The organism is Rhizobium sp. MHM7A (assembly GCF_005862215.1).
Lineage (GTDB): Bacteria > Pseudomonadota > Alphaproteobacteria > Rhizobiales > Rhizobiaceae > Rhizobium > Rhizobium bangladeshense.
In genome coordinates, this window is record NZ_VCHT01000001.1 from 1,350,813 (window position 1) to 1,372,822 (window position 22,010).

Sequence of the window (22,010 nt, forward strand, 5' to 3'; positions counted from 1 at the left end):
CAGAACTACCCCTGATCGGGAGGTTTGGAAGGCTGCACCTATACCTAATATAGACGACTTTCGTTCCTGCGGTTGTATTTGTTAGGTTTATCTAATTTTGAGGGAGGTTAGTATGTCCGACTATTGGGTTCTCGTTGATTGGAACGCGACCGTAGGTGGGTTCGAGTCGGGAGGCGAATTTCTTGAACTGGAGGGACTTCGCCTTCCCATTGATGTCTACAACGTATCTTTGACAGGGGGCACCAATGTCATGACCCTCTGGTATTACAACCCAGTCAGTTGGTATGGTGCAGAGACCTCCCCCGAAAACTTTACATATGTAAACTGGAGCGCATCAATTGTTGATTACTACGAGGTGGGAAGCCGCCCCGATCCGGAAGTATTCTGGAGTGAGGACGTTGCTTCGCCCGTCGTAGTCGACTGGAGGACCGGTACCTCCTATTCGTTCTCATATTCGGACTGGTCTTGGATTTGGGTGGCGACATACGAGCCGCTTCCGCCTCCGCCTCCTCCCCCGCCGAATCCGGACGAACCTCTCCATCTTGTCCTCTCCTCCGCCGATGTCACCGAGACCAACGACACGCAGGTGGTGCAGTTGACCGTCACGGCCAACAAAGCGCTGGATGCCCCCTACGAGATTCCGCTGCGGGTCACCCTGAATGGGGAACTCGCCACCGCCGATTTCATCGATCCCGACCATTCGGTGACGATGCCCGCCGGGCAGACGAGCACGACCGTCACCTTCATCCTCAAGGGGGATGCGCTACACGAACCTGACGAAACGTTCGCCGTAGATGTAACGAGCGGCGTAAGTTACGACCCCAGTCAAATCCGGGTGACAGACGATGACGGCCCCTATCTGACAATCGGGTCGCTCACCGGATCGCTGGACAAAGTTCTGATCTACGAGCAGGGGCTTGCCGGAAAGATAGGCATCCAACTCTCCGAGTCGGTGGACTACGCCATCGATCTCAACGTGAGCCTTTCTGGAGAGGGATGGGAGAACGACGTGCTTTTCTCGCAGCACATCGTGATTCCTGAAAATACTACCTACTGGGAGTCGCCCTTGGTGGCTGGGCTTCGCGACGCGATCCTGGAGCGACCGGAACAGGGAACCTTCACCTTTACAGCCACCGCACTGGGGAGCGATGAGAAGATATATTTCGGGCTGGAGGGCTCCGGCAACCAGTCAGCCACCCTCGCACTGGAGCTTCGGGATGTCGCGCAGGGCATTCTGGACGGCACGGCAGGAATGCCTACAGACGCAACGACGGCAACCCGTTGGGTGTCTGGGTTCGAGAAGTGGTTTGATTTCTGCGAACAAATCGAAGAAGCCCGCAAAAATCTTCCAGAGGCGCAGGCAGCGAAGATACTCGGGGTCGTGGCAAAAGAACTGGGTGTCGTCATCGATGCGGGCGCTATCACGCAACAATGGTCCGCTGCCTTCAAGCTGGCCGACAAGCTGGACAAGAGCGATCCGGTTCTCGCTGATCAAATTCGTGAAACGGCCAATTTGCAGGCAACGGAGAATCTTGCGAGCCAAGCCGTAAAGTACCTTGCCAGTGACGGTGTGGCCTTCGCAGTCGGTCTGGCCGCTGCGGGTATGGGCGCACCCGTCCTGGGAGCTTTCGCAGTCGGTGCGGCGGGAGCATTCGCGACCGCATGGGTCTACGACGAGTTTGTCGATCCGGCAGTGCGAAAGGCCGCTGGCGAGGCTTACCTCAACCAGGTCCATCCGCCAGACGTCACCCCGCAGGCACTCGATTATTCCCTCCCACCTTCAGAGGGGTGGCTCCTAGCGTGAGCAGAGGAAGGGATGGTCAGGCTGGCGGCGTCGGATTCCGATCTGCAGGGTCGGATCGTGTTACGCGGCAGTGGCAGCCTTGTCGTGCGCAGGCTCTTTCCGGCGGCGAGGAATTGTGATTTTCGTCGCGAGGAGAAGCGGCGCAGGTATCCGGCCGCGATCTCGTCCGGCGACAGGCTTAGCGGATGGATATCTGTGCCGCTTCTCCTCGCGACGAACCTCGTCGAGGGCGTCGAAGATGTCGCAGCCGCTCTTGTGGCATTGGAGAGAGGCGACAGTGTTAGACGACCTGTGTAGACGGCCAGGCGAACCCAAACTTGCCAGCATAGTATTGGTCGTGAAGGTATTTCAGATCGGTCTCCCAATGCCGTATAGCCTCCTCGAAGCTGGCCAGCTTTTTCCGCTTCGCACTCCGTGTAAAAGCGGCGATTGAATACGCCATTTTACGAAGTCTATGAGCCGAACCCGGCTGACCCCATTCATCAGGTTCGAAGCCCTTCAAGGAAGGAGGTATAGGTCGCTCGAAAATCTTCATGAGGGTACGGCGTCGATATGCATCCGGTTGCCCCAACGTGCGGCCGACATGATAGTCAAGCTGACCGAGAACTCCACTCTTCTGGACATTCTCCAAAGACAAGCTGCCGTCACCACCACGAGCCTCGGTCGTCGGCCAATCGAAATATTCGTCGGGATTGCCGCTTGAGTTTCGCCGCGCCCATTCAGCCTCAATCCCCCGGATGGCGGTCGTAACCTTCTCGTGCTGCTCGTGTTTGCGCGGGTCGTCGAGAATCCGACGGGCGTTCTCCCACATCGAGATCAAGTCGAACGGCTCCATGGAGCGTATGCTCAACAGCACACGCGTAATGTCGATCTGGAGACCTGGCGACATACTGCCAGGAGGCGTCTGCTTAACAGTTCTCACTGCGGGTTCTTCAAAATTTGACCAATGATGGCCGGATGAAGAAAGAATTTGCCGCCCAGGAGCGGTAAGGCTTAGGGTCTTTTTCGTCGTGTGCAGCAATTTTTCTTTGACCAGATACTTAATCGCGTACTGCGCTTTGGAGCCGAATGTCTGGTTCGTGTTGGCCGGAAGAGCTACATTAATGCGCTTTGTAGGAAAGCCGAGGTGATCTGCGAGCCTTTTGGTGACGACTTTCTTCTGAACCGTTTGACCGGCCACCACCCTCAACAAGGGCATCAGTAGCTCTTCAGCCGTCGGCAGGGAGTCACTGTAACGATCCGGCTGCTTAGGTGCTTGAGCCACCTTGATGGACGTTTCCGCTATCTTGTCGCGCTTCAAGGGCTTCTGTCGACTGGAGACGTCCGTAGTGAACACAGTCTTTGGCGCTTCCGTTAGCCGATTATTGCCCTTCCGAATTGCGATCCATCCCTGCTTCGTCGGGACGAATTTGAACCCGCCGTTCGGATGGCGGTCAATGTCGCGTAAGATGTCCTTCGCGACCAGTTCATAACCAAAGGTTTCGATTTGAGCTGGTGTCACATGGGCTTCAGCGTCGGCGTAGGTATAAGATGGCGCTGGCAGCGTCCCTATACGGATGTACCCCCAATCGTCAGCCACGCCACTCGCGGCGACCTGAAGCACCTTGGCAAGCGCTTTGCGAATAGCTGATGCGGCTTGAGGGTCTGTTGAGAGTTTGCGCAACCCGGTGAGAGGGCTTTGAGAACGGTTTTTCGTCATCGCATCTCTTATTCATCCATCAAAGCGTGAGAATCAGCCTGGCTGGGACCTATATAGAAGCAACGAAAATAAAAAACGAGTGAAAACCCATCCGCTGGAAGCAGTGGATGGGTCGTTAGGGAGATCAGATCAGGCCTTCGATGCCCGAGCAATCGAGACGAAGTATTGGTTCTTCTCCAGACCCGGCGTGACGTAAACAACAGCCCCCGAAATCTCTGGAAAGCCGATTTTCTGTGTTATTGAACGGTGAGCTGCGCGCACACCCTGCAGGGTGTGGGAGCCAATGGACAGATTCTGGAAACCGCCATCGGGACCAGTCAACTTCTTCACGTCGAGCTTGTAATCCAGGACGAACTTGCCCTTAATCATCCTTGGCGTCAACGACATCTTGAAGCCCTCGTCCACTTCAGACATCAGACGCGCGTGATGAACAATGCCTGCGTCGTCAACTGTGCTCGTGATCTGGCTGACGTAGGAATGTGTCATGCCCACCTGAACCGGCAGGGACTTCCCGAATGGCACTTTGCCCGCGAGTGATGTCTCAAGTGAAGTTGTGAAGCCGGAGAGGGCGCGCTCGACCAGGCGCTGGGCATTTTCGCCAGCAGGTAGGACAAAGACGGTAACCGGATTTCTGTCATCTCCATCGACTCCGGCGGTGGCCTTGACACCAGGAATTTTAGAGAGCGAACCGCCGACGGTTTTGAATGGATTATTGTCCGTCACGGAAATGACGTCGACCGAAATCTGCGCGTTACGGGCATCACGGGCAATCGATGGAGATGCGGCCACGCAAGCTGCGGCGATTGCCAGGAAAAATGCTCTACGAAATCTGCTGGACATGAGAATTCCTTAAAAGGATTGCAACGCCGCCAAAATAGCGAGAATTCCTTTCGTTGCAAGTTCATAAAACACTCACTGAACATAGTAACAGCAAAGATTCATCTGACTATCGGCATTAAGAGACGGTAAACCCCGCAAGTTCCTTGCATCATGAAATTCGGTCACTATATTGGTAGAATTGAACTCATATCAAGGAATTCTCTGTGGTTAAGGTTTGGATTCTGACTGTTGCGTATGTGATGAACTCGGGCACCTCGACCGAGAGGTACGGCCCGTACAATGATCTCGATCTGTGCAAAAAGGCGGCAACGGAAATTGTTGCGCTTGAGGACGTGAGCGTGGATGGCTGGGGCGGAAAAAACATCATGCCCATGAGCTGCACTCCGGAATATCGCTAACCCTCCACTTGCTGTGCGATGATTTGCACCATAAGTGGATCAATGTCTATTGCCTAGATCAGGTGTGAAAATGACTGCCAGCAAATACCCAAAAGGGACGAAAATCGCATACATTGAGCACCACTCCGGAAAGCTCGTCGAAGATAAAATCTGGCTGGTGCGCCAAGGCTACTACCACATGCCAAGCGACGACTACCTTCACGATGAGAACATCATCGGCGCGGTGATCGATGGCAAACGGGTAGCAAATGATCTCTTCCAGATCGAACGGAAAGAGATCATCGAGAGAGCGACCCAGCAACTCGTTCTAGCCGACCAATGGGCAGCTGGCAGCACCGAGGCCCACGATTACTCCACGTGAGACTACGTCCGACGTACCGGCATCATCGACTCGTGTTCCGAGGTTTATACGGTCAATGTTCGTTTTCTCCCTTTAGCGTAAACCGCCGTATCCGAGGAGTGCCCCGTGACGCTCGCGCTTCGAGGCGTATCCCGATCTGTCGGCTGAGGATCGGAAAAACGACGGTCAATAAAAAACGGCTGGCGGACGTCAGCCGTTAAAGTCATTTAATCCAGAAGATATTAGGCCGCGATCAGACCCAGACGCTCCAGGTGTTCGTTGCGGGTGAAGTAGTCCTCACGGCCGGTAACGCCCTTGCCGACGATGCGGAAGAACTGCCTGTTGCCGCTCTCCTTCTGGGGAATAGGCTCATGCGGCGTAAAGATGCCGATCTCCATCACTTCCCCGGACGCCATCATACGGCCAGCCTCGCGCGGGAACTCAGAGGCGCGCATCGACAGATCGCCATCTGGCGTAGTGTCTTCAACTGCCACATCCCAGACCATGCAGGTGTCTGCGATGCTGTTGGCGATCAAAACGCGAAGATCAGGGTCCAGAAGCACCGGAGAGCGCATTCCCCATGTTGGCGGGCCCCAGCTCAAGGTGTCACGCGTACGGCAAGCCTCCGTATGGATGGTTCGCTCGCCTGCGCCATATCCACGCTGAGACTTGCCCGCAACAACCGGAGATTCGTCGATGGTGATGAGACCGATTTCACCTTCCTGGCCGTCGAGAACAAGCTGCTCAACGATCTCGGAATACTGCTGAAATTCCTTCGGCAAGCTGTCAGCACGCCCTTGGATAAAAGGCATCATGTAGCAACGGACGCCGGTGAATTCTGGAAAAATGATATTTCCACGGGATTGATATGTCATGCGGGGTTCTCCTGGTGCGCTGCCATCAGCATGGGGAAAAACTTACACCACAAAACGTAGAATGTGGAAGCGCCGACAACAAGGAGAAACCGAATACCTCTGTCGGTGAACTCCTTGCTAAAGGCTTTCGGCGCAATGAAACTCCCAAATAGAAAAAACTGAGATCAGCGCTTTGGAAACCGTCACCCTGCTGCAGGAGAGAATTCGATCTGCAAAAAGCAACGCCTCATCCATCATCGACGCCAGCAACCTGGATCGCTTGCTAGCGCAATTGGTGGAGCAGCCGGTCGTAAAGGATGGAACGGCCGAGGAAATCTTCCCTAGTGACGATAGAAAAGATGAGGCTGGGTTCCTGTTTCGCCAGGTGAGTGGCAGGCAGCAGGTTGCCGCTCTGACCGAGATTTTCAAAGCTCAGGCGGGCTCCAAGGAAAGGTGGCCATTCGACATCTGGCTCGACCGAGCGTTCGACCACCATTCAACGATCATCGAAGTGAAACGTGAAGGCGACGAGCTGCCTGCTGGCTTTGCCGTAATCGCTACGAGACTTGAGGTAGAAGGGAAAACAGATGCCGACTCGCAATCAACCATCGCCCTGCGCGTGGACCTGAATTCCGTCTACGTTACGTCCGAAAGACGAGGAGAGGGACACTCTCAAGCGCTTTCATGGGCAATCGGTAAACAAGTGGATCGAATTTTGTACGCCCTTGCCGAAGCACCTGCATCGAGCCGCCAATCCTTTAAGGAACACAAGGTAGAGATTTTCATCGAAGGCGAAGCACACTCGGAAGGTGGCGCGAACTTTCTCGCTGGCACAGTTGAGCAGATAGAATCCAACATGGACTTCATCAACCTGGAAAAAGCCTGGTTTGATGTGCCAGCCGTGATGGATGATGTCGATTACGACAAGTTTGCGAGACTTGCGGAGCTACGCAGGTAAGCGGCATCCCGATGATGCTACGCCTCAGGGAACTGGAACCGGATCGACGTCCTTCACCTGAATGCCGTCGAGCTGCGACTGCGGGAATGTTGAATGACCGTCATGTTCCCACTTAATGGTAATGAGGAGTTCGCCCACCTCCGTGTGACGCCAGTGTCGAACATCGTGCTCGCTGAGAACCTGGATTTCGGCAATTTTCCCAGGTGTGCCGATGACCGAGATGACTTCAAGCCCAACCTCGGGCTTCTCGATTTCCGCCAAAGTGCTCATGTCTGCAAATCCCGACTGCGTTAAAGTCATCATTGGCGTGATGGGTGCACAGGGCAAGCCCCCTCGATCATCAACATGCCAAACGAGGTTCAACTGGAGACCTGCGACGCCTTCGTCGCCACCACCAAGTCCAACAGCTCCTTGAAGCGCGCGTTGTCGCTGGCCAGCTTCCAGAAGTTTGCAAACCGGCACACAAGCTGAACGTTCTCCAAAGAGTAATGACCACTGCTGTCGATGCGATCCGGCGAGATCATCAAATCCTTGTCGAGATCAGGCTGGCCTGGCAGGTGCATCTCAATCCCCGTTAGGGCGCATTTGCCATCCTGCTGGTCCCAGAGTGCCTTCAGATGCTGCTTCATCTCCTGTGGCGTACAGCCGACCAACTGCTTGTCCTTCACCTTCTTGTCGATGATCTGACCATTGGCAAATGCCACAGTGCCCTCGATGGAGAGCATCAGTTGCGTCAGGCCGTTTTCGAGAAGAGAAGCCTGCACCGCCAGATACTTGCCTTTGTCCTCGCCCTGCTTCGCCTTCCAATCAGGCCGGTTATGCCAAGTCGACAAGTCCCCACCTTCCAGGAGCGTCATCAGGTACAATTTCATGTCTTCATCAGCCACTGGAGCGAGCGCGGACTGTTTCTTTAGGAAATCCCATGCCCGCTTATGGGTCGTCGCGAGCTGGAGTTTGACCCCGTCCTTAGTATATTGCCGCCATCCATCCGTCTGAACGCCGACGGCTACAACCTCCTGGCCGTTCGCTGGATCAATATGTGGGATGATCACGGGGTCTCCCCCGGCTACTGACGCATGAAGCGGTCGGGACCTCGCCCACCAGACATCGTTCCCAACGATGTTGAAGAAGATATCATCGACGCTTGACGAGACCTTGGAAGCGTAATTGAACCAGCGGGTCGACTCCGCTTTTACCGACGATGGGTCACGACCCTTACCGGCGAGAGCTATATGGACCGCGAGATGAGCGTCCGGATCGTTGGCCGCCCATGCCTCATAATAGGGCTTGTCGAGCATGAGAGCGGCGATTCCGCGTTTCCGGCTTTCCGGCCAGAAGTAGTTATCGGCACCGGCTTTGATGACATAGATCGACATGCGTGCTCGCCCCCGTTCCTCAAGTCAAAGGAATATTTAGCGATCACGGGCCGTAAAAGAAAGATCGCCTCACAAGAAATCCCGGCGAAGAAGAAAGATGGTGACACCCTTTTCGACTTGCGGCGTACTAGAAAGAGCTGAAGTGTTAGGGTATTCACCAAAATGAAAGAAGTTCTAAAGGTCGCAATCTCCATTGGAGCCGTATTCGCGTTTTTCGGCTGGATTGGATACGCGCTAAGCGGATGGCTGTTCTGGGCAGTAGTGTTAGGTTTACCAACATTCATCTTGGGTGGCCTGCAGCTGGCCTACCAGATCGACGTTCGCCTACTCTGGTTGATGGATAGCAATGGGCAATACGACAATGAGAAAAGCCTGCTTTGGGCAATAGCGCGAGAAATCCATCGTGAAAGGACGATGGGGTCTAAAGCGGAATAAAAAGAGAAACGGAGATGTCGCGTAACCGTGAGACCGGCCGTGCGAGGGTAGGCGTGAAGGCTTAGTCCAATATCCTTCAGAGGACGACAACATCGCTGTGCTTCGGCATCTCCAATTCGAATTCTCGGGCCGAACCGGGCAGGGTGTCAACACGCAAAACACGTTGCCGGGCGGACTTGATGACGTGCCCGCTGATGTTGTCGTCCATCCGGTTCCGGAAGACACTCTGATTCTTCGGGTTTGAGAGGCCGGATATTTTCGCCAACCAGCAAACTCCACAGTGGATTCGCATAAAAATTGCTTTATGTTTCGACAACTAGTTGTAGTGAGGAGTCGACAGTTGTCTTACATTCGTTCTGGTCATATCGCTGGTACTGTGGCCGTTATAATGACCACCGCAAGTTCCTTTACCGCAACCGCCCAAGAGAGCGTTCAATCTGAAGCGGTCGATGTTTCGAATTATGTTCCGAGCGAACTTGCCTATAAGCAGGCTGCAAGAGTGTATGGCTTTCTATATGGGCAGCATCGCGCAGCCGAAACGCTAAGCAGTCAGTACCCGCAGTTGGCTGGACAGCTGTCTTCGCTGGAGCAACAGTTTGCAGCCACGTATGGGTGGCCTGAAGCCAGGGCGAAAGCCCTCGTTGCAACTCTTAGCCACTCTGCGATAAGCGACCTTCACAAAAAGCACTTGTCAAAAGTCGATCAAGCGATGGCGCGTCGTTTTTCCGCCCAGGAAGCCACCACGTTTGCATCCGAGCTGCAAGGAAGGCTTGAGGGCAAGATCGACCCGGAGGTCTTGAAGAACATTCTCTGGCTAAAATATGCCTCGCGCCCAGTCGCGGAGATGGTCGATGGCTATACGGTTCGCTACAACTCCTCCAACCATCCAAAATCGAAGGGCATCGAATTCAGTTTGTCGGCTCCGATATCTTGGAGGCAGGTCGAGGGTGATCGACCTAATACAGTTCAACAATGGACTAGCCAAAACGGCTCCGGGGACATGAGCTTCTCGGTTCTTGTAAAAAGCTCGGAAGAATTGCGCGGGATCACCGAAAAAGACGTGGAAGACCTGGTTGCTCAAGGTGGTGCGCGAGATTTCCTGGGGGCAGCCGATGAGTTAATCGCCTCGAAGTTCGTTCATATTGACGGTGCACCGACGGTCATGATTGATGCAGCGATAACTCGCGAGATGATTGGTAAAGAAATCGGCATGCAGACACGCATATATAATATCTTCCAGGATGCCGCACTCCTGCAATTGAACTGTTCCGTTGGCCGACCGGTTCAAGAGCGTACCATCGCTGTAAAGCGCTTTTCGATGGTCAAGGACCTTTGCGATAGGGTCGCCATAAGCTTTTCGATAGCCAATCGCTATCAGTAGCCACTGTTTGGACGTTTCTCGTCAATAAGCGCTCTGAGGTGCTTTTACGCACAGACAGTCGGAGCTGGCTTATTAAAGTGAAGGCCCCTGCATTGCTGCGGAGGCCTAAAAGCGAAATCCGGGGGACGGCTAGCTGGGGCGTACCCGGAAAGGCTCCGGATTACAATCTTACTCGTACCCGGACCTTTTGAACGGGATTCTCAGGCACCCCGCATCTTCCAGCCGCCAAGGCGCTGTGTCTGGCGTCCACGCGTTTCAGTTCCAGTCCCTCAACAGCCAGGTCGATGAAGCGGGTTTAGTCGTCACGCTTGAATGGTGCTTCTCTCAGGTATCCGGGAATTCTTGGCTCATGCCGTTCGCACAGGTGTTAAACACAACAGGGGGGCATGCACTGGAATCACGAAGGTTACCGTCGCCATCGCTACTATGAGGACCGCTACAATGTCGACCCAGAAGGAATATGTTTGCGAGGGTGTCATGAACGACCTTCAGGAGGTATTCCTGCCGTTCGAGGCTATATGCCCGAACATCACCTCTAGGGGCTCTGTTGAGGTTGAAGTCGATGGCGAGGTGATTTTTTGCAAATCTGTCATCTCACCTGAATTCCAGTATCTTGACGCAAAAGTTGTTGGCGGAGGCGGCACAAAACTTACTTCCTGTGTGGGCCTAGCCCTGCGAAGGCTTATCCCATTCGTACGTACCGATAAGGGATACGCGACGGTGGCGTGCTTGTGCCATGCCTTAAGGGCAACGCACAATGTACGGCACCCAGGTCGGAGTAGGTCACCGATGGCAGTAACTGAATCGCAAGCAAGTCCAACTGAAATCAGGGAATACACCGAAGGGAACTGTCACGTTTTCGCAGTCGCCCTTCACCGTATGACTGGATGGCCGATTCATCTCGTGCTGGACGATGGCGATCCATATTGGGTCGATCCGAAGGACAGCTCTAGCTGGATCGCTTCCACGGTACATGCATTTTGTGTCGACGATCAGGGGCAATTTTGGGATGTCAGGGGCATTCGCCCGCGCAACGACATATTTGAAGAGATGACATCGTGGTACGAAATTTCTGAATACAGTAGCCGACTGCTGTGGTCTGAGGACGATCTACGAGAGTTCGTTGGATGTTGGGGTGAAGAAGGGCAAGAGGAAATTGATCGTCCGATGGATTCCTACGACGATGAAGACGTCGCCGTTGCTCAAAGAGTTGTCGAACGTGCCTTTAGCGGTCTCCTAAAGATTGAAACGGTCAACTCTATGAACGGCCCGTCCCTTTAACGCATCAGGCGTCGCGCCTCTAGGCAGTCGTAACCGCAATCCCGTAATCTTGGGGCCAGAGGTCACGGCACAACTAGGCGGCAGTGCTTTTGGCTAACGAGTTGGAAGTAGGCTTTCGTTCATCCTAGTTGATACCAATGGAACAACCCTTTTCCACTCTTGCATTCCTGATCGATAACTCGGACGATATAAGGGTTATATCTTGATTGGACGGCTCCATGACGCTTCAAGTCTATCGCATCACCAACTACCTGAATGAGAATTTCAGCGACGCATTTGTTGCGACGGACGGTCAATCGGAAATCGATGTATCGAGAGCTGCGGCCTTCCTGGCAGGATATGCGTCCCGGTACACAGACGGTGGTGTCGAGCTGTCAAACGAAGACATCGTTGAGCTACTCGTCGAGTTCTATGGATTCCATGAAAGCGAGCCCCGTGAAGAGGCTAAGGAACTCGACATCTCAATGACGCTGAAGGAATACGCTTTCAAAGGACGATGGGAGCCGGAATTCGAGCAACTTCTGAGCGATCCGGTTCTGAGGCGTGACGAGGTAACCCGGCGTGTCGAAACTATCTGTGAAGAGATTTTTGCCTGATATTGAGGCAAACTAGGCGAAAGTCATTGACAGATGTCATACACGATATGGGACGAGGCACATGATCGTTTCAGTGCAGTTCAGGACGAGTGGAATACCCGCCAGCTTGGATGGGTTCCCGACACCGCTGAGGAACGAAAAATCGACAGCGATCTTGCCAAACAGATGCGGCTGCTCGACCGAGAGGTAAGCTTTTATGAAGCTCATCCTGAGATTGGTGGCCGCAGCGCCCGGGACCCGGATGAGATAAAGGCGGCAAAAGCCGCGTTCATTAGTCATCTTGAGGCGACGATTAGCTAATTAACCGGTTTTAGCCTTCAAGGCAGGAAAACCCTGGACTTGTTCATTTCACCTTGAAGCCGGATCATGGAGCACGAACTTCAGGATTGCTCCATGACCGAATTCATTCTCGACCCGGAAACTATTGCCAATCACTACGCCTGGCGCAGGCAGATCAAGGAAACCCTTCCGGACCTCGAAGCCAGGGTCTTCGCCCTTGGATACGGTGGATGGGCCGGATGCGGCCTCCACTACGACATGGTGAAAGAATTGGAACGCGTTATCGCGATTGCGAACGACAGCGAGGGGCAACTCCAGACATACATGCTGTCGACCGACAAGGTGAACTATGAATTTCTGGTCGAGCGCGTGTTGAAGGCCGAGTGGAGCCGAGCAAACAAAGGGGCAAGTCCAACCGATGAAGGCGCTCCTTGGCACCAAACCAATCAGGAAAAGATAGAAAAAACCATGGACCTGTTCGAGCAGGTCGCGACCGGCCTGGAAACAACGGTTAATGTGCAGATGATCTTCCTGAAAACCCGTTTCGAAAACCTTTCGGACGATCAGAAGGTGACGTTGCGAGGAGAAGCATATCCCTTGTTCTTACGCCAGATCGAAAGCTTTGCGCTCGGGGCAACGGTGAAAGAAGGTTCAGCATACGCAGCGATCATCGATTTTGCATACCAGCAAACAAGTCTCGTCGATTACCCCTTCAAGGAGGTCGCGATGATCGTCATGGCCTATGGCGCAGATGATGCGGTTGCAAAGCTCCAAGAGGCATTTCCCGAACCAGCACCAGGAATGTGACCTGCGTTAACAGAAGAACTCATAAATCTCAGACTGGGCAGACTGATCATGAAAACGAATACAGACATCGCGGCACGAGCCTTTTCGGAAAAGCTTGAATGGGCGAAAGCTTATGGTAAGCAACAGGTCGATCATCATTATCGCGTAATGACCGAGCGTTTCAATGAAGAAGCTTTCATTGCACTTGGCGCGGGTCTCATTGACGATCTGCGGACAAAATGGGCCGAATGCGTCGAGAACGGAGTAATTGACCGAGGGGAAGACAAGAATACGGAGATCAGCGCTGTTACGCTCGCGAACGCACAAGGCTTGTCCGTCCGCTTCGACGATGGCGATCATCTCGTGTTTGCCTGGCAAGACGAAAAAGACCTCACGATCATCGCTGCGGTGCCGTGGCGAGATGAACCGCCAGCAGAATTAATGGCGGAATTGAGGGAAACGGTGGCGGGCGGCATCACCTATCGAGAACTGACACCGCTTGCCCGGAAGTTCTCGAAGTTCACCGCAATTCCATATGAGACCGGCGCAGAGCTATATTCCGAACTTCCCAGGACGCTGTCGAAAGTGGTTGAGAGGCTAAACCGCTCCAGGATAGAGAACGAAGGATACTCAGCCGGTCTTGGATACTGCAGGGAAAGGAAGATGTCGCATGGGATTTCCATGTGGGACGGCACCGGAGGACGCAACCACTTCGTCGTCAACTATGCTGAGAAGGTCCTCTCAAAGTTCAACATCAGCCAAGATGTCGAAATCAACAGAGGTGAGGAGCACCTTCAAGCGCTTCGTGAAAGCCAACTTGAAGCCTTGTTCGCATCCTCTTGTGCGATGGCCTTCGGGTACCACCTCAAAAAGCATATGGACGACATCAAGGAAATCGTGAGCAAAAGCCATGACCTGGGTCTGTCGTCCGAACTTGTATTCGCTCATAGTGACAGAGACGTACACGTCTTCGGAGAGCGTTTTGGAGACCGAGAGCTATACGTCAATAACAATGTCGATGGTGACGATCCTACCTTAGCAACGGTGATCACACACGAAGAAGGTGAGCCGAGCAGAGTGGACGTATACCTGGCCAGCCCATGGGGCTTGAACTTCGAGCAAAACTTCGGATGTTCCCCAGATACGAAGGTAAGACCGGGCATGGAAAATGAATATGTCGAATACCTGGCGACAAACACGCCACCTCTCACAACCGAAATCGAGATCGTAAGGAAGCTGCGTGCCGGGGAACTCCCGACCGAGGGACTAGCCTTCTCGTACGACATCGCCTCTAAGACAATCGAGATAACGCCACTGGCAGCAGATACCAGGTATCTGGCGCATCTACCTTTGGATGTAAAGACGGACCTGGAACGCCTCACCGCCGTCCTCAATGGTGATCACGAAATCGACGAAATGGGGTTCAAGAAACGGTCGCCATGCGGAAGTATTCAGGACATTGAAATTTCGGACCATTTTGCGAGACGGCCGGTACCCTGACCAGCCCACCATAGGTGAGCCGGATCGGCAGATTGGCTGCTGATCAAGGTTCGTAAGTTGGGGCAAAGCGTTCGTTGAGGTTCCAGCATAGATGCGCGGCATCCCACGAGATCGAACACTCCGTGTCGTCTGAAACGAGGGCGCGAAAGGTGAGGGGGCGATCTTCATCGAGCGTTGCGATCACTTCATCCACCTCCAGGAAAACACCATCATCTTGAGACCAGATTTGGTCGCCGGGTGCCGGATGAAGTAAAGGATGTGTCAGATCGAGAAATTGGTGTTGGCAATCCGCCAGCCGCACGACTGTCAGGTTGTCGTCCATCTCAACGATGAACTCCTTTTCCTTGGACGCGTATAAGTCCCATTCCTCCACATCAGGATGGTCCCATCCGACTGCACGAAAAATGGCCTCGACGTCAGCTACGATCTGCTGCGCGTCAATCTCGCGTTTTACGACCAATACGGCAAACCCGTTGCCGGTTCGTGCAATTCCGCGAGCGTGTCTAACCGCGACGTCGATGGAAGAAGTCCATGAGGTAAATGGCGGAGAAACGAGATTGATGCTTCCGTCCGAATTGAGGCGATCATGATCTGCAACAGAGATGGCAACGGTTCGGAAGAGGTCGCGCGGTGCCTTGCGATAAGCTAAAGGAACCAAGCTCTTCAACTCAGCAATATCGGACGAATAGCTTTTCCCGCTAGAGACATGCGACGTCAATATCTCGGCTACCGCGATCAGGTTTTCGTCGACCTTCATTTTCCATCTCCTCACGACGAGGCAAGACTGACGCGGTCCTCTGCAATTTTCAAGGTGACCTATTTCCCGCAATCACATTGCACTTCAAGAAGACGCGCTTGCGCCGACAACTGCCTCGCTCCAAGCTATTCAAAACTTGGAGGCAATTATGAAGTCACTCGCCAAATTCATTCCTCTTCGCGGACTTAGGATCATGTGTCCTGCAAAAGGTGGTCAGGTTATCGGTCCGGCAAGCCTGGTAACACTAATGATTACTTCGATTATGCAACTGGCAGCCGGGCGACAAACAGCGATAGGGAACTGGATGTTCCTTATCGGGCTGGTCGGCATAATCTACTCGATCCAGTTCAATCCAAAGGACACCCCGAAATCGCCGATGGCATTAGGAAAAAGACCTGGCTGAATGTACGCAGCTTAGTAGCCGAAGACAGACTACGAGGCGAGCGACTAATCACCCTGCGCACTGACTTACCGCTGCGTTAAGAGCAGTAAAATTTTCGAGAAACCCCGGCCCCTCTGCAACGGGAAGGATACCAGGTACGGGAGGCGTTGACCGTACGGTTCGATCATCAAAGCCCCACGCTCTGGAGATGCTGGAAGCAATCTTCGATAAGCCTGGCTTCAAACGAACCTCATTGAGAGTCGGATTCGTCAACCGGCAGCCAATTGTTGCGATCCAATCGACATCGTCCATCGCGACATCGTCAATGCGAACGACATAAGGAATCCCCGTCTCCGGCATTGGGTGATCGGTTTGATAGCAGCGACGTGGCCTGTATTCGTGCGCTACAGAGCAGTCGTTTGTCCAATACCGCCCAAAGTCATAGGGGACATTCAACAGAGCGGCATAATCGTAATCTTTCGCCAGCAAGAGGGAACGATACAGCGTCGGAGATTTGAGCAAGTCATCGCGGAGCAAGAGCCTCGTCTCCTGGAACGCTATCGGCGCATTGCTTCGCCGGATCGACTTGAGAGCACCGTCACCCGTATACCACCAGCCATCGGCACGCAGGACGTAGTCCATCCATCCACTGCGAACGAATTCATCGAGTTCGGCTCGAACGGCTGCTTGAACGGGCATAGGGGATAAGTGTCCGGGTTAATTCTGAGACTATATAGAGAACCAGAGCTGCCTTTAAAGGCTGTCACCAGTAGACTGAGACTTGCTTGTCGGTTGCGCAACCGTGGACAACGATCTCTTTGAACGCAAAAAAAGGTGACACATGACCGAAATGATCTCGAAAGACCAGGCTGCAACGGCACTCGCACTTGCTTTTCAATTCGAAGGAAAGCTTGAGATGTATGAAGACCTGGCGAAGTTCAATGAGAACGCTACCCAGAGCGGCACCCACTACGCATTGATCGAAATGGCTGCTGTCGTCGATCAGATCGGAGCTCAACTGCCCGAAGGTGGCTTGGACGCCGTAGGTTCAGAAACTTTTTACGGCTATATCCTCCACGAATTCGACTACACGAAGTTTCCTGTTCCGCAGCTGATTGAAACGGTTGAAGAAGTTGCGGCCAAATTTGCGGAAGAATTCCAGCTCGATCAGCCTGCCGCTGCTCCCGGCATGTAAAAGACAGGGGTGACGACGTCATCCTTTTCATCATTGATCTTCGGCATTTATGGCGGAACAATATCTCTCTCGCATCAAATCTGAGAGAGTAAATCGTGGTCGAAAAAATTTCCTTTGGACTTCTTCATCCGTCAACAAATCATATCGCGCGCTACGTCAATACCGAGGAAGAAGTCGCTATCTTCCATCGTCTCAATCCAGAAAAGACGATGACCACGTACCGAGATCAAGAACATGAGCTTGCAGACGGGTCTTCATTCTTCGAATGGGACGACCTCGGAGATTTGCTGCAATTCATCAAAACGAACGAGTGGGATCATTGGAACGATGAGCCTGATCTCGATGATTTCAGCGATTTCGTTCCAATCGCCTTTATTCGAGGAATGCGTCGGCTCGGAGGGAACGGCGATTTCTTTGACGGCGGCCTGAAAATCATGCTTGTCACACCGAAAGGTGAGGAAGGTAAGAGCTACGAGCTTTCGGAAATCCTTTAAAATCAAACCAGATTTCAGCACGAAAACCTTTGTCCGGTTTCTTGAATGATACCGGACAGGGCCTTAAATGCGAGCCAACGACATCTGATAGGCCTTTCGATGAACAATTCTCAACAGCTTCAGCAAGCGAAGATGATTTCCGACGAACTCATCCGAAGAAATCCAACCCAAGTCCTTGAAACGACACCTACAGAGATTACCGAAGCGCTCAAAGAATTCTGCATCGACCTCTGTTGGTCCGAACCGGCATTCATCCCAGTCCAATCCGATCAGGACGGAATGTACGGCTTCTGCAATCTGACAGTTGCCGAAAAGATCAAGAAGGAAGGTGGAAAGCCTGTTCATGGCTGGATGATCTGGGAATGGCCGGGCGTGTTCTGGACGGCAGAATTCCACATGGTCTGGGAAAACCCGAACCGCGAGCTGATCGATGTTACCCCGAAGCCAGACGGCGAGACCTCTATCCTGTTCCTTCGGGACTTCAGCTTCGAGCCGGATTTCGACTTCCTCAACCGGCCCGTCAGTCGCCGCAAGCGTATCCGAGCCGACGAAGATCGAGGAGCCGTCGTTGCAGCAGCAATCACCAAGCTCAATCCGTCACAGCGCACCTATGAAGAAACGCGGGCGGCAAAAGCAGGTCTCTCCCTGGAAGAGTGGATGGACAAAAAGCTGCCCGGAGATGAAATCAATAGGCTCATCGACGACGCCATCCAGGCATGCAACGAGCATGAGGTCTATCTCGACAGCCGGAAGAACGGAGTTTTCATCCGGGCGAATCAGACCCTGCAGACCCTGATCGACCGCCGAAAAGCGAAAATGAGCCAGCTGAAGCTCGCGATTGCCCGGCAAAAAGCCTGATCACGGAGTCGGTGCCGGTGCGGAGGGGAGGTTCTCGATAGCCTGCTCGGCGGCCTTGAGCGCAGCCGAGCGGTTCCCGTTCACAATGTGTGCAGTGTGGTTCCGCAGAAGCAGCCCGACCTCGTTGAGCGCGGATACGGTCGCGTCCAGATCGTCACTGTAAACAGCCCGGACCCAGGTTTCGACCGCTTCGCCAATACGGGCGGCAAGTTTCGTATCCATCTGGCGATGAGTGCGGAGATAGTTGAGCCCGTCGACGGCATCCCAACCATACTGGATGTGCAGCGGAGGGCGCTCTCTGCCAAGGGAGCGCTCCTCGTTGACGACAAGGTCCCAGATCGCATCTGCAGAGGGCATATCGAGCTTAGCGGCCTCGGAAATCGCTTCCGGCACCATATGCTTCAACACAGAGACTCGCTCGAACCTCGTCTTGAAGTACCAGGTTGCGAGGTTCGACACCATTCCAGCCGGAGCGCTACGGTCGATTGCGGACCTGAAATGATCGAGGGTTGCGACCTTCGGAGAGTAATGGCCCTTGTTTTCACCCATTGGGTAAAAGTTGCAGATTGAACAGGGCTGCTGGTAAGCAGGACCACCGCAACCACCACACCTGTTGATGGTCAGATTCGAGCGGCGCAGCAGAAAGTGTTCTTCAAGCTGTCCTATGCGTTCGATGGCGGACTGCGCAAACAGAAAATCGGTAGAGGACATGGCGATAAAACCTCGTAGAAACGTTCCAGCACCTCAGCACTTTGGCTCGCGAATAACAAGATAGCGGCCACCTCTTGCGATTTCGTTGTAAAACATGTGGGCATGCGCCATATAAATCCGGTCAACCAACGGATGGGGCATCATGCAGAAAGCTTCAGAAAATGTTGTGCGGGTTCCACGGACCTTTTTAATAGACCATATGGAGCGCGATCTTCCTGCTCCTGAAATCATCCGTTCCACGAAATCGCACTATTTTGTCCGGCCCGATGATCCGAAGATGGAAGAACTCCTTTCGGATGCTCGGCATTACGCGGACTCGACGGCAACCGATTGCGAGCCCAGCCTGCGCTTGGCGGCACGTGCCCTCCTGAGTGCCCTCGGGAAACCTTGGCTCGGCCGCTGATGGCATCTGCCGGATAGTCTGATTACCTGTCGATTGACCATAGACATGATCCCGTCGGAAGCGACAAAATAGGAAACACATCTCTTAGAACGATTGGGCTCATGGCGAACGATTGCAAAGAACACACCGTTAACATGTCATGTGAGGAACTGGCGAGCGCGGTTCGTTTTACGATGGAAGACCATCAGAGGCTTCTGCGTCAAAGCGATGTCAAGGACATCTGCCCGAGTCAGAACCTGTGCTTTGAATATTCCGATAGGGTTCGATGCGGACCATGCGCGATCAGGCAATCCATGAAGTTTGGAGTACAAGTCGATGACACACTGCCATTTGCCCCGGAGCAGTATCGCCTTCAACGCAAACTGAAAGGCGCAGTGGATGACATCGCCAATCTGCGCAAGGCACTGCTGGAAGTAGTTGCGATCTGCTCTGCAAACGATACCGATCCTGTAAAATTGAGAGACGCTATCAAAGCAAACAGCGATAACTACGCCAGCCTCACTCTGAAAACCGACATCGCCGAACCTCAAGAGGCAGGCTAACTCCCTGCGCATCAGCATCGCGCAAACGCGATAGTCAGGTAATGGAAGCGGTGAAGGTCTGAGCTACAGCTCCGGTCATGCGGTCTCACGTGAAGACATATTGGCAATGAGGCGGATGTTCACAGTGACCGCTTACTTTGGGGCCGCTCCTTTACACACCGTGCAAGGGGACGATCCGCGTTTTCAACTATCTTTTCCAGGAACCAGGCCTGACCCCGAAATTCTGAGGAACTACGACGACTGCCATCCCCCGTCGACAAATCGCGGCGGAGGATGCTGGGCATCATCAAATACGACGAGAGACAATTTGCTCTAACTCTCGCTCCGCGCTAACGGCGTCTTCAGCCGCATTACGCTCGGCTTGAGCCACAAATCGCTCCATCCGTTCCGCGACTTTCATTGCAGTATCCTCGTCCAACTCAAGGTCTTCGAGTGCCGCTAAAATGGCATCGAAACGAGCTTCGCTGTTGGAGGCATCAGAAGAAAAAGGACCAGACATCGCACACCCACATCACTGACAATGACACACCGTAGTCTGGTCAAGAGCCTTGGACAAGAGCCCGTGAAGCGACAAGCTTACCAACTGAAGTAAGCGCGACCGTAATAAGTTGTGTGATCAAACAGTGGATCAGAACCACTGGAGGCGAGAGAGGACACGTCAAAATCAACAGCCACCTCTAAAGTGGATGCCAATGTTGTCAGTTTTTCCTTTACAGGCTCCCACCACGACGGCGTTTGATCCTCATAGCTGAAAACGCTGATTGAAGCGCGCGTCCTGCCCTCCGAGGCTGCCTTGCGGATTTCTTCCTTGAGACCCTCCAGGGAGTAGCGCTCAAGCTCGCGGGTCTGCCGCTGGTTCAGACGAACAACCTCCGCTTCGAGAGCAGCCTGTTCCTGGCGAGCCTTTTCGGCCGCAACAGCTTCAGTGGTGGATTTTATTTCAGCGAGAAAGGACATGGTGGTCTCTCCGTTTCCATTGAAGGAATTATGCTTGCGATAAGAGAGCGCTGTCCAGCGTTCGAAAGGTCGACAGGACAAAAGTCCTAAAGCGCACAGCCGACGACTTTCCAACGCCTAGTTTTCTCCTTATATCAAAAAGGAAACATTGAGGCGCACTATCCGTGAAAAGTGAGATGGATATCGAGCAGGCAAAAGCAGCATTGAAGCGCGCGCTGGGCGCTGACGCCGACGGTCTGCTCGCCGGTCTCGGAACCGACGTCATCAAGATCGATGACGTCATCGCCGCCCTCTCCGTAGTTCGCAAGGACGCGGCAGAACGCTGCAAGGGCGCGCTGCGGCTGACGCAATCGCTCTGGCCATACAACTTGCTCAGACCTGCTGCGAAAGTAAACGTTATCTGGACTGCAGAAGACGAGGCGGCCGAAGCCTTGTTCGAACTCGTCTACAACTTCGGCTTCCGGAGGTACTCAGTTCGAGACGCGAATGACCAATCGAGGTTTTTCGACGACGACATAGTTCAGAAGGTCTACGCACTCCTTCCGGAAAACGAAATCGCCCAGGTGAAGCAAATGCAATCGTTATTCGACGCGCGATCTGAGCAGCCGAAACTGCGGAGGCTGAAGTAAAGTATGAGTGTCCGCCGGGAAGATATCCTCGCTGCCGTCAACGCGAAGCTCTTGGAGGTCAATCGCGCTAAGCACGGTGACGATAGAACCAAGTGGAGGTTACTCCACCAGAACGAGATCGTGGATGCGATAGAAGCTCTTCTGAACACGTCTGAGAACGAAACTCAGCTCCCGCCTGGCTGGAAACTCGTTCCCGAAGAACCGACGGATGCGATGATTGACGCTTCTCTGGCAGAGGTTTGTAAGCACGGGGTTTTCGACGGCGACCGGATCGAGAGGAATCGGCAAAAACATCGTGTTCGCTATCGAGCAATGCTCGCGAAGTCTCCCGGACCGTCTGGTGCCGCTTCCTGATGCGGCGAGCTTACTGCGGGAATCCTCGGCGCTAAAGAGACGGGACCGCCTCCTTTTCATGCAAAAGATCAACGTTTTATGCATTTTAATCGCGACCAAGCGTCGTAAACGCTGACCAGCCAAGCCTTCTAGTGCCGTTTCTTCCCATCCCCTTTGAACCTTGCTGGGACCCCATGCACCATTCAGCGACCTAATTGGAGT

Annotated in this window: 30 protein-coding genes; 18 read left to right on the forward strand and 12 right to left on the reverse strand. The window is 53.6% G+C overall.

Annotated features, from left to right (window positions below; translation table 11 throughout):
• Positions 1-112 precede the first annotated feature (112 nt).
• On the forward strand, positions 113-1,804 hold the full coding sequence (locus FFR93_RS07645; protein WP_138392746.1) for a hypothetical protein: 1,692 nt from the start codon (positions 113-115) through the stop codon (positions 1,802-1,804).
• A gap of 280 nt (positions 1,805-2,084) precedes the next feature.
• On the opposite strand, the gene FFR93_RS07650 is transcribed toward FFR93_RS07645, so the two are convergent.
• Positions 2,085-3,503, reverse strand: coding sequence for a winged helix-turn-helix domain-containing protein (locus FFR93_RS07650; RefSeq protein WP_138392747.1), 1,419 nt, complete (start codon positions 3,501-3,503; stop codon positions 2,085-2,087).
• 129 nt (positions 3,504-3,632) lie between these two features.
• Positions 3,633-4,343, reverse strand: a complete 711-nt coding sequence (locus FFR93_RS07655) for a hypothetical protein (RefSeq protein WP_138392748.1) — start codon at positions 4,341-4,343, stop codon at positions 3,633-3,635.
• A 203-nt stretch (positions 4,344-4,546) separates the two neighbouring features.
• Between FFR93_RS07655 and FFR93_RS07660 the strand changes: the two genes are divergently transcribed.
• Together FFR93_RS07660 and FFR93_RS07665 are read left to right on the forward strand one after the other, a co-directional pair.
• Positions 4,547-4,741, forward strand: a complete 195-nt coding sequence (locus FFR93_RS07660; RefSeq protein ID WP_138392749.1) for a hypothetical protein — start codon at positions 4,547-4,549, stop codon at positions 4,739-4,741.
• Between the two features lie 70 nt (positions 4,742-4,811).
• A complete protein-coding gene (locus FFR93_RS07665) occupies positions 4,812-5,102 on the forward strand; it encodes a hypothetical protein (protein WP_138392750.1) in 291 nt (96 codons plus the stop codon).
• 221 nt (positions 5,103-5,323) lie between these two features.
• Here the strand turns inward: FFR93_RS07665 and FFR93_RS07670 are convergent, their stop codons facing one another.
• A complete protein-coding gene (locus FFR93_RS07670; protein WP_138392751.1) occupies positions 5,324-5,956 on the reverse strand; it encodes a hypothetical protein in 633 nt (210 codons plus the stop codon).
• 172 nt (positions 5,957-6,128) lie between these two features.
• Here FFR93_RS07670 and FFR93_RS07675 point away from each other — a divergent pair, with 172 nt between their 5' ends.
• Entirely contained in the window at positions 6,129-6,893 is a 765-nt protein-coding gene (locus FFR93_RS07675; RefSeq protein WP_138392752.1) for a hypothetical protein, read from the forward strand.
• Between the two features lie 24 nt (positions 6,894-6,917).
• Here the strand turns inward: FFR93_RS07675 and FFR93_RS07680 are convergent, their stop codons facing one another.
• Both FFR93_RS07680 and FFR93_RS07685 read right to left on the reverse strand, forming a co-directional pair.
• Positions 6,918-7,163, reverse strand: coding sequence for a hypothetical protein (locus FFR93_RS07680; protein WP_138392753.1), 246 nt, complete (start codon positions 7,161-7,163; stop codon positions 6,918-6,920).
• An 89-nt stretch (positions 7,164-7,252) separates the two neighbouring features.
• Positions 7,253-8,269: a hypothetical protein gene (locus tag FFR93_RS07685; protein ID WP_138392754.1), complete on the reverse strand. Its 1,017-nt coding sequence runs from the start codon at positions 8,267-8,269 to the stop codon at positions 7,253-7,255.
• A gap of 162 nt (positions 8,270-8,431) precedes the next feature.
• On the opposite strand from FFR93_RS07685, the gene FFR93_RS07690 reads away from it, so the two are divergent.
• Entirely contained in the window at positions 8,432-8,704 is a 273-nt protein-coding gene (locus tag FFR93_RS07690) for a hypothetical protein (RefSeq protein ID WP_138392755.1), read from the forward strand.
• 76 nt (positions 8,705-8,780) lie between these two features.
• On the opposite strand, the gene FFR93_RS41885 is transcribed toward FFR93_RS07690, so the two are convergent.
• Positions 8,781-8,912, reverse strand: a complete 132-nt coding sequence (locus FFR93_RS41885; protein ID WP_281407899.1) for a hypothetical protein — start codon at positions 8,910-8,912, stop codon at positions 8,781-8,783.
• 132 nt (positions 8,913-9,044) lie between these two features.
• Here FFR93_RS41885 and FFR93_RS07695 point away from each other — a divergent pair, with 132 nt between their 5' ends.
• The 6 genes from FFR93_RS07695 to FFR93_RS07720 all read left to right on the forward strand — a co-directional run bounded on the left by FFR93_RS07695 (position 9,045) and on the right by FFR93_RS07720 (position 14,527).
• On the forward strand, positions 9,045-10,085 hold the full coding sequence (locus FFR93_RS07695) for a hypothetical protein (protein ID WP_138392756.1): 1,041 nt from the start codon (positions 9,045-9,047) through the stop codon (positions 10,083-10,085).
• A 789-nt stretch (positions 10,086-10,874) separates the two neighbouring features.
• Positions 10,875-11,366 (forward strand): hypothetical protein, encoded by a 492-nt coding sequence (locus FFR93_RS07700; protein ID WP_138392757.1) that lies wholly within the window; start codon positions 10,875-10,877, stop codon positions 11,364-11,366.
• A gap of 218 nt (positions 11,367-11,584) precedes the next feature.
• Complete coding sequence (locus FFR93_RS07705; RefSeq protein ID WP_138392758.1) at positions 11,585-11,962, forward strand: hypothetical protein; 378 nt, start codon at positions 11,585-11,587, stop codon at positions 11,960-11,962.
• 33 nt (positions 11,963-11,995) lie between these two features.
• Entirely contained in the window at positions 11,996-12,262 is a 267-nt protein-coding gene (locus tag FFR93_RS07710) for a hypothetical protein (RefSeq protein WP_138392759.1), read from the forward strand.
• Positions 12,263-12,355: 93 nt separating this feature from the next.
• The gene (locus tag FFR93_RS07715; protein WP_138392760.1) at positions 12,356-13,048 is read left to right on the forward strand and encodes a hypothetical protein; all 693 of its coding nucleotides are present in this window, start codon (positions 12,356-12,358) and stop codon (positions 13,046-13,048) included.
• Positions 13,049-13,096: 48 nt separating this feature from the next.
• Positions 13,097-14,527, forward strand: coding sequence for a hypothetical protein (locus tag FFR93_RS07720; protein ID WP_138392761.1), 1,431 nt, complete (start codon positions 13,097-13,099; stop codon positions 14,525-14,527).
• A 43-nt stretch (positions 14,528-14,570) separates the two neighbouring features.
• Here the strand turns inward: FFR93_RS07720 and FFR93_RS07725 are convergent, their stop codons facing one another.
• Positions 14,571-15,284 (reverse strand): hypothetical protein, encoded by a 714-nt coding sequence (locus tag FFR93_RS07725; protein ID WP_138392762.1) that lies wholly within the window; start codon positions 15,282-15,284, stop codon positions 14,571-14,573.
• Between the two features lie 148 nt (positions 15,285-15,432).
• Between FFR93_RS07725 and FFR93_RS07730 the strand changes: the two genes are divergently transcribed.
• Positions 15,433-15,687: a hypothetical protein gene (locus FFR93_RS07730; protein ID WP_138392763.1), complete on the forward strand. Its 255-nt coding sequence runs from the start codon at positions 15,433-15,435 to the stop codon at positions 15,685-15,687.
• Between the two features lie 48 nt (positions 15,688-15,735).
• Here FFR93_RS07730 and FFR93_RS07735 read toward each other — a convergent pair whose 3' ends face one another.
• A complete protein-coding gene (locus tag FFR93_RS07735) occupies positions 15,736-16,308 on the reverse strand; it encodes a hypothetical protein (protein ID WP_138392764.1) in 573 nt (190 codons plus the stop codon).
• A 199-nt stretch (positions 16,309-16,507) separates the two neighbouring features.
• Here FFR93_RS07735 and FFR93_RS07740 point away from each other — a divergent pair, with 199 nt between their 5' ends.
• The 3 genes from FFR93_RS07740 (at position 16,508) to FFR93_RS07750 (ending at position 18,213) form a co-directional block, all read left to right on the forward strand.
• Positions 16,508-16,861, forward strand: a complete 354-nt coding sequence (locus FFR93_RS07740; protein WP_138392765.1) for a hypothetical protein — start codon at positions 16,508-16,510, stop codon at positions 16,859-16,861.
• A 95-nt stretch (positions 16,862-16,956) separates the two neighbouring features.
• Entirely contained in the window at positions 16,957-17,355 is a 399-nt protein-coding gene (locus FFR93_RS07745; protein WP_138392766.1) for a hypothetical protein, read from the forward strand.
• Positions 17,356-17,454: 99 nt separating this feature from the next.
• On the forward strand, positions 17,455-18,213 hold the full coding sequence (locus tag FFR93_RS07750) for a hypothetical protein (RefSeq protein WP_138392767.1): 759 nt from the start codon (positions 17,455-17,457) through the stop codon (positions 18,211-18,213).
• Here FFR93_RS07750 and FFR93_RS07755 read toward each other — a convergent pair whose 3' ends face one another.
• A complete protein-coding gene (locus FFR93_RS07755; protein ID WP_138392768.1) occupies positions 18,214-18,762 on the reverse strand; it encodes a hypothetical protein in 549 nt (182 codons plus the stop codon). It abuts the gene before it with no gap.
• A 304-nt stretch (positions 18,763-19,066) separates the two neighbouring features.
• Between FFR93_RS07755 and FFR93_RS07760 the strand changes: the two genes are divergently transcribed.
• The gene (locus FFR93_RS07760; RefSeq protein WP_138392769.1) at positions 19,067-19,327 is read left to right on the forward strand and encodes a hypothetical protein; all 261 of its coding nucleotides are present in this window, start codon (positions 19,067-19,069) and stop codon (positions 19,325-19,327) included.
• A gap of 101 nt (positions 19,328-19,428) precedes the next feature.
• Complete coding sequence (locus FFR93_RS07765; protein WP_138392770.1) at positions 19,429-19,869, forward strand: hypothetical protein; 441 nt, start codon at positions 19,429-19,431, stop codon at positions 19,867-19,869.
• A gap of 286 nt (positions 19,870-20,155) precedes the next feature.
• Here the strand turns inward: FFR93_RS07765 and FFR93_RS07770 are convergent, their stop codons facing one another.
• Positions 20,156-20,368 (reverse strand): hypothetical protein, encoded by a 213-nt coding sequence (locus FFR93_RS07770; RefSeq protein WP_138392771.1) that lies wholly within the window; start codon positions 20,366-20,368, stop codon positions 20,156-20,158.
• 77 nt (positions 20,369-20,445) lie between these two features.
• On the reverse strand, positions 20,446-20,826 hold the full coding sequence (locus tag FFR93_RS07775; protein ID WP_138392772.1) for a hypothetical protein: 381 nt from the start codon (positions 20,824-20,826) through the stop codon (positions 20,446-20,448).
• A gap of 164 nt (positions 20,827-20,990) precedes the next feature.
• Between FFR93_RS07775 and FFR93_RS07780 the strand changes: the two genes are divergently transcribed.
• The gene (locus tag FFR93_RS07780) at positions 20,991-21,455 is read left to right on the forward strand and encodes a hypothetical protein (RefSeq protein WP_138392773.1); all 465 of its coding nucleotides are present in this window, start codon (positions 20,991-20,993) and stop codon (positions 21,453-21,455) included.
• A gap of 99 nt (positions 21,456-21,554) precedes the next feature.
• Here FFR93_RS07780 and FFR93_RS07785 read toward each other — a convergent pair whose 3' ends face one another.
• Positions 21,555-21,749, reverse strand: coding sequence for a hypothetical protein (locus FFR93_RS07785; RefSeq protein WP_138392774.1), 195 nt, complete (start codon positions 21,747-21,749; stop codon positions 21,555-21,557).
• Between the last annotated feature and the right edge of the window lie 261 nt (positions 21,750-22,010).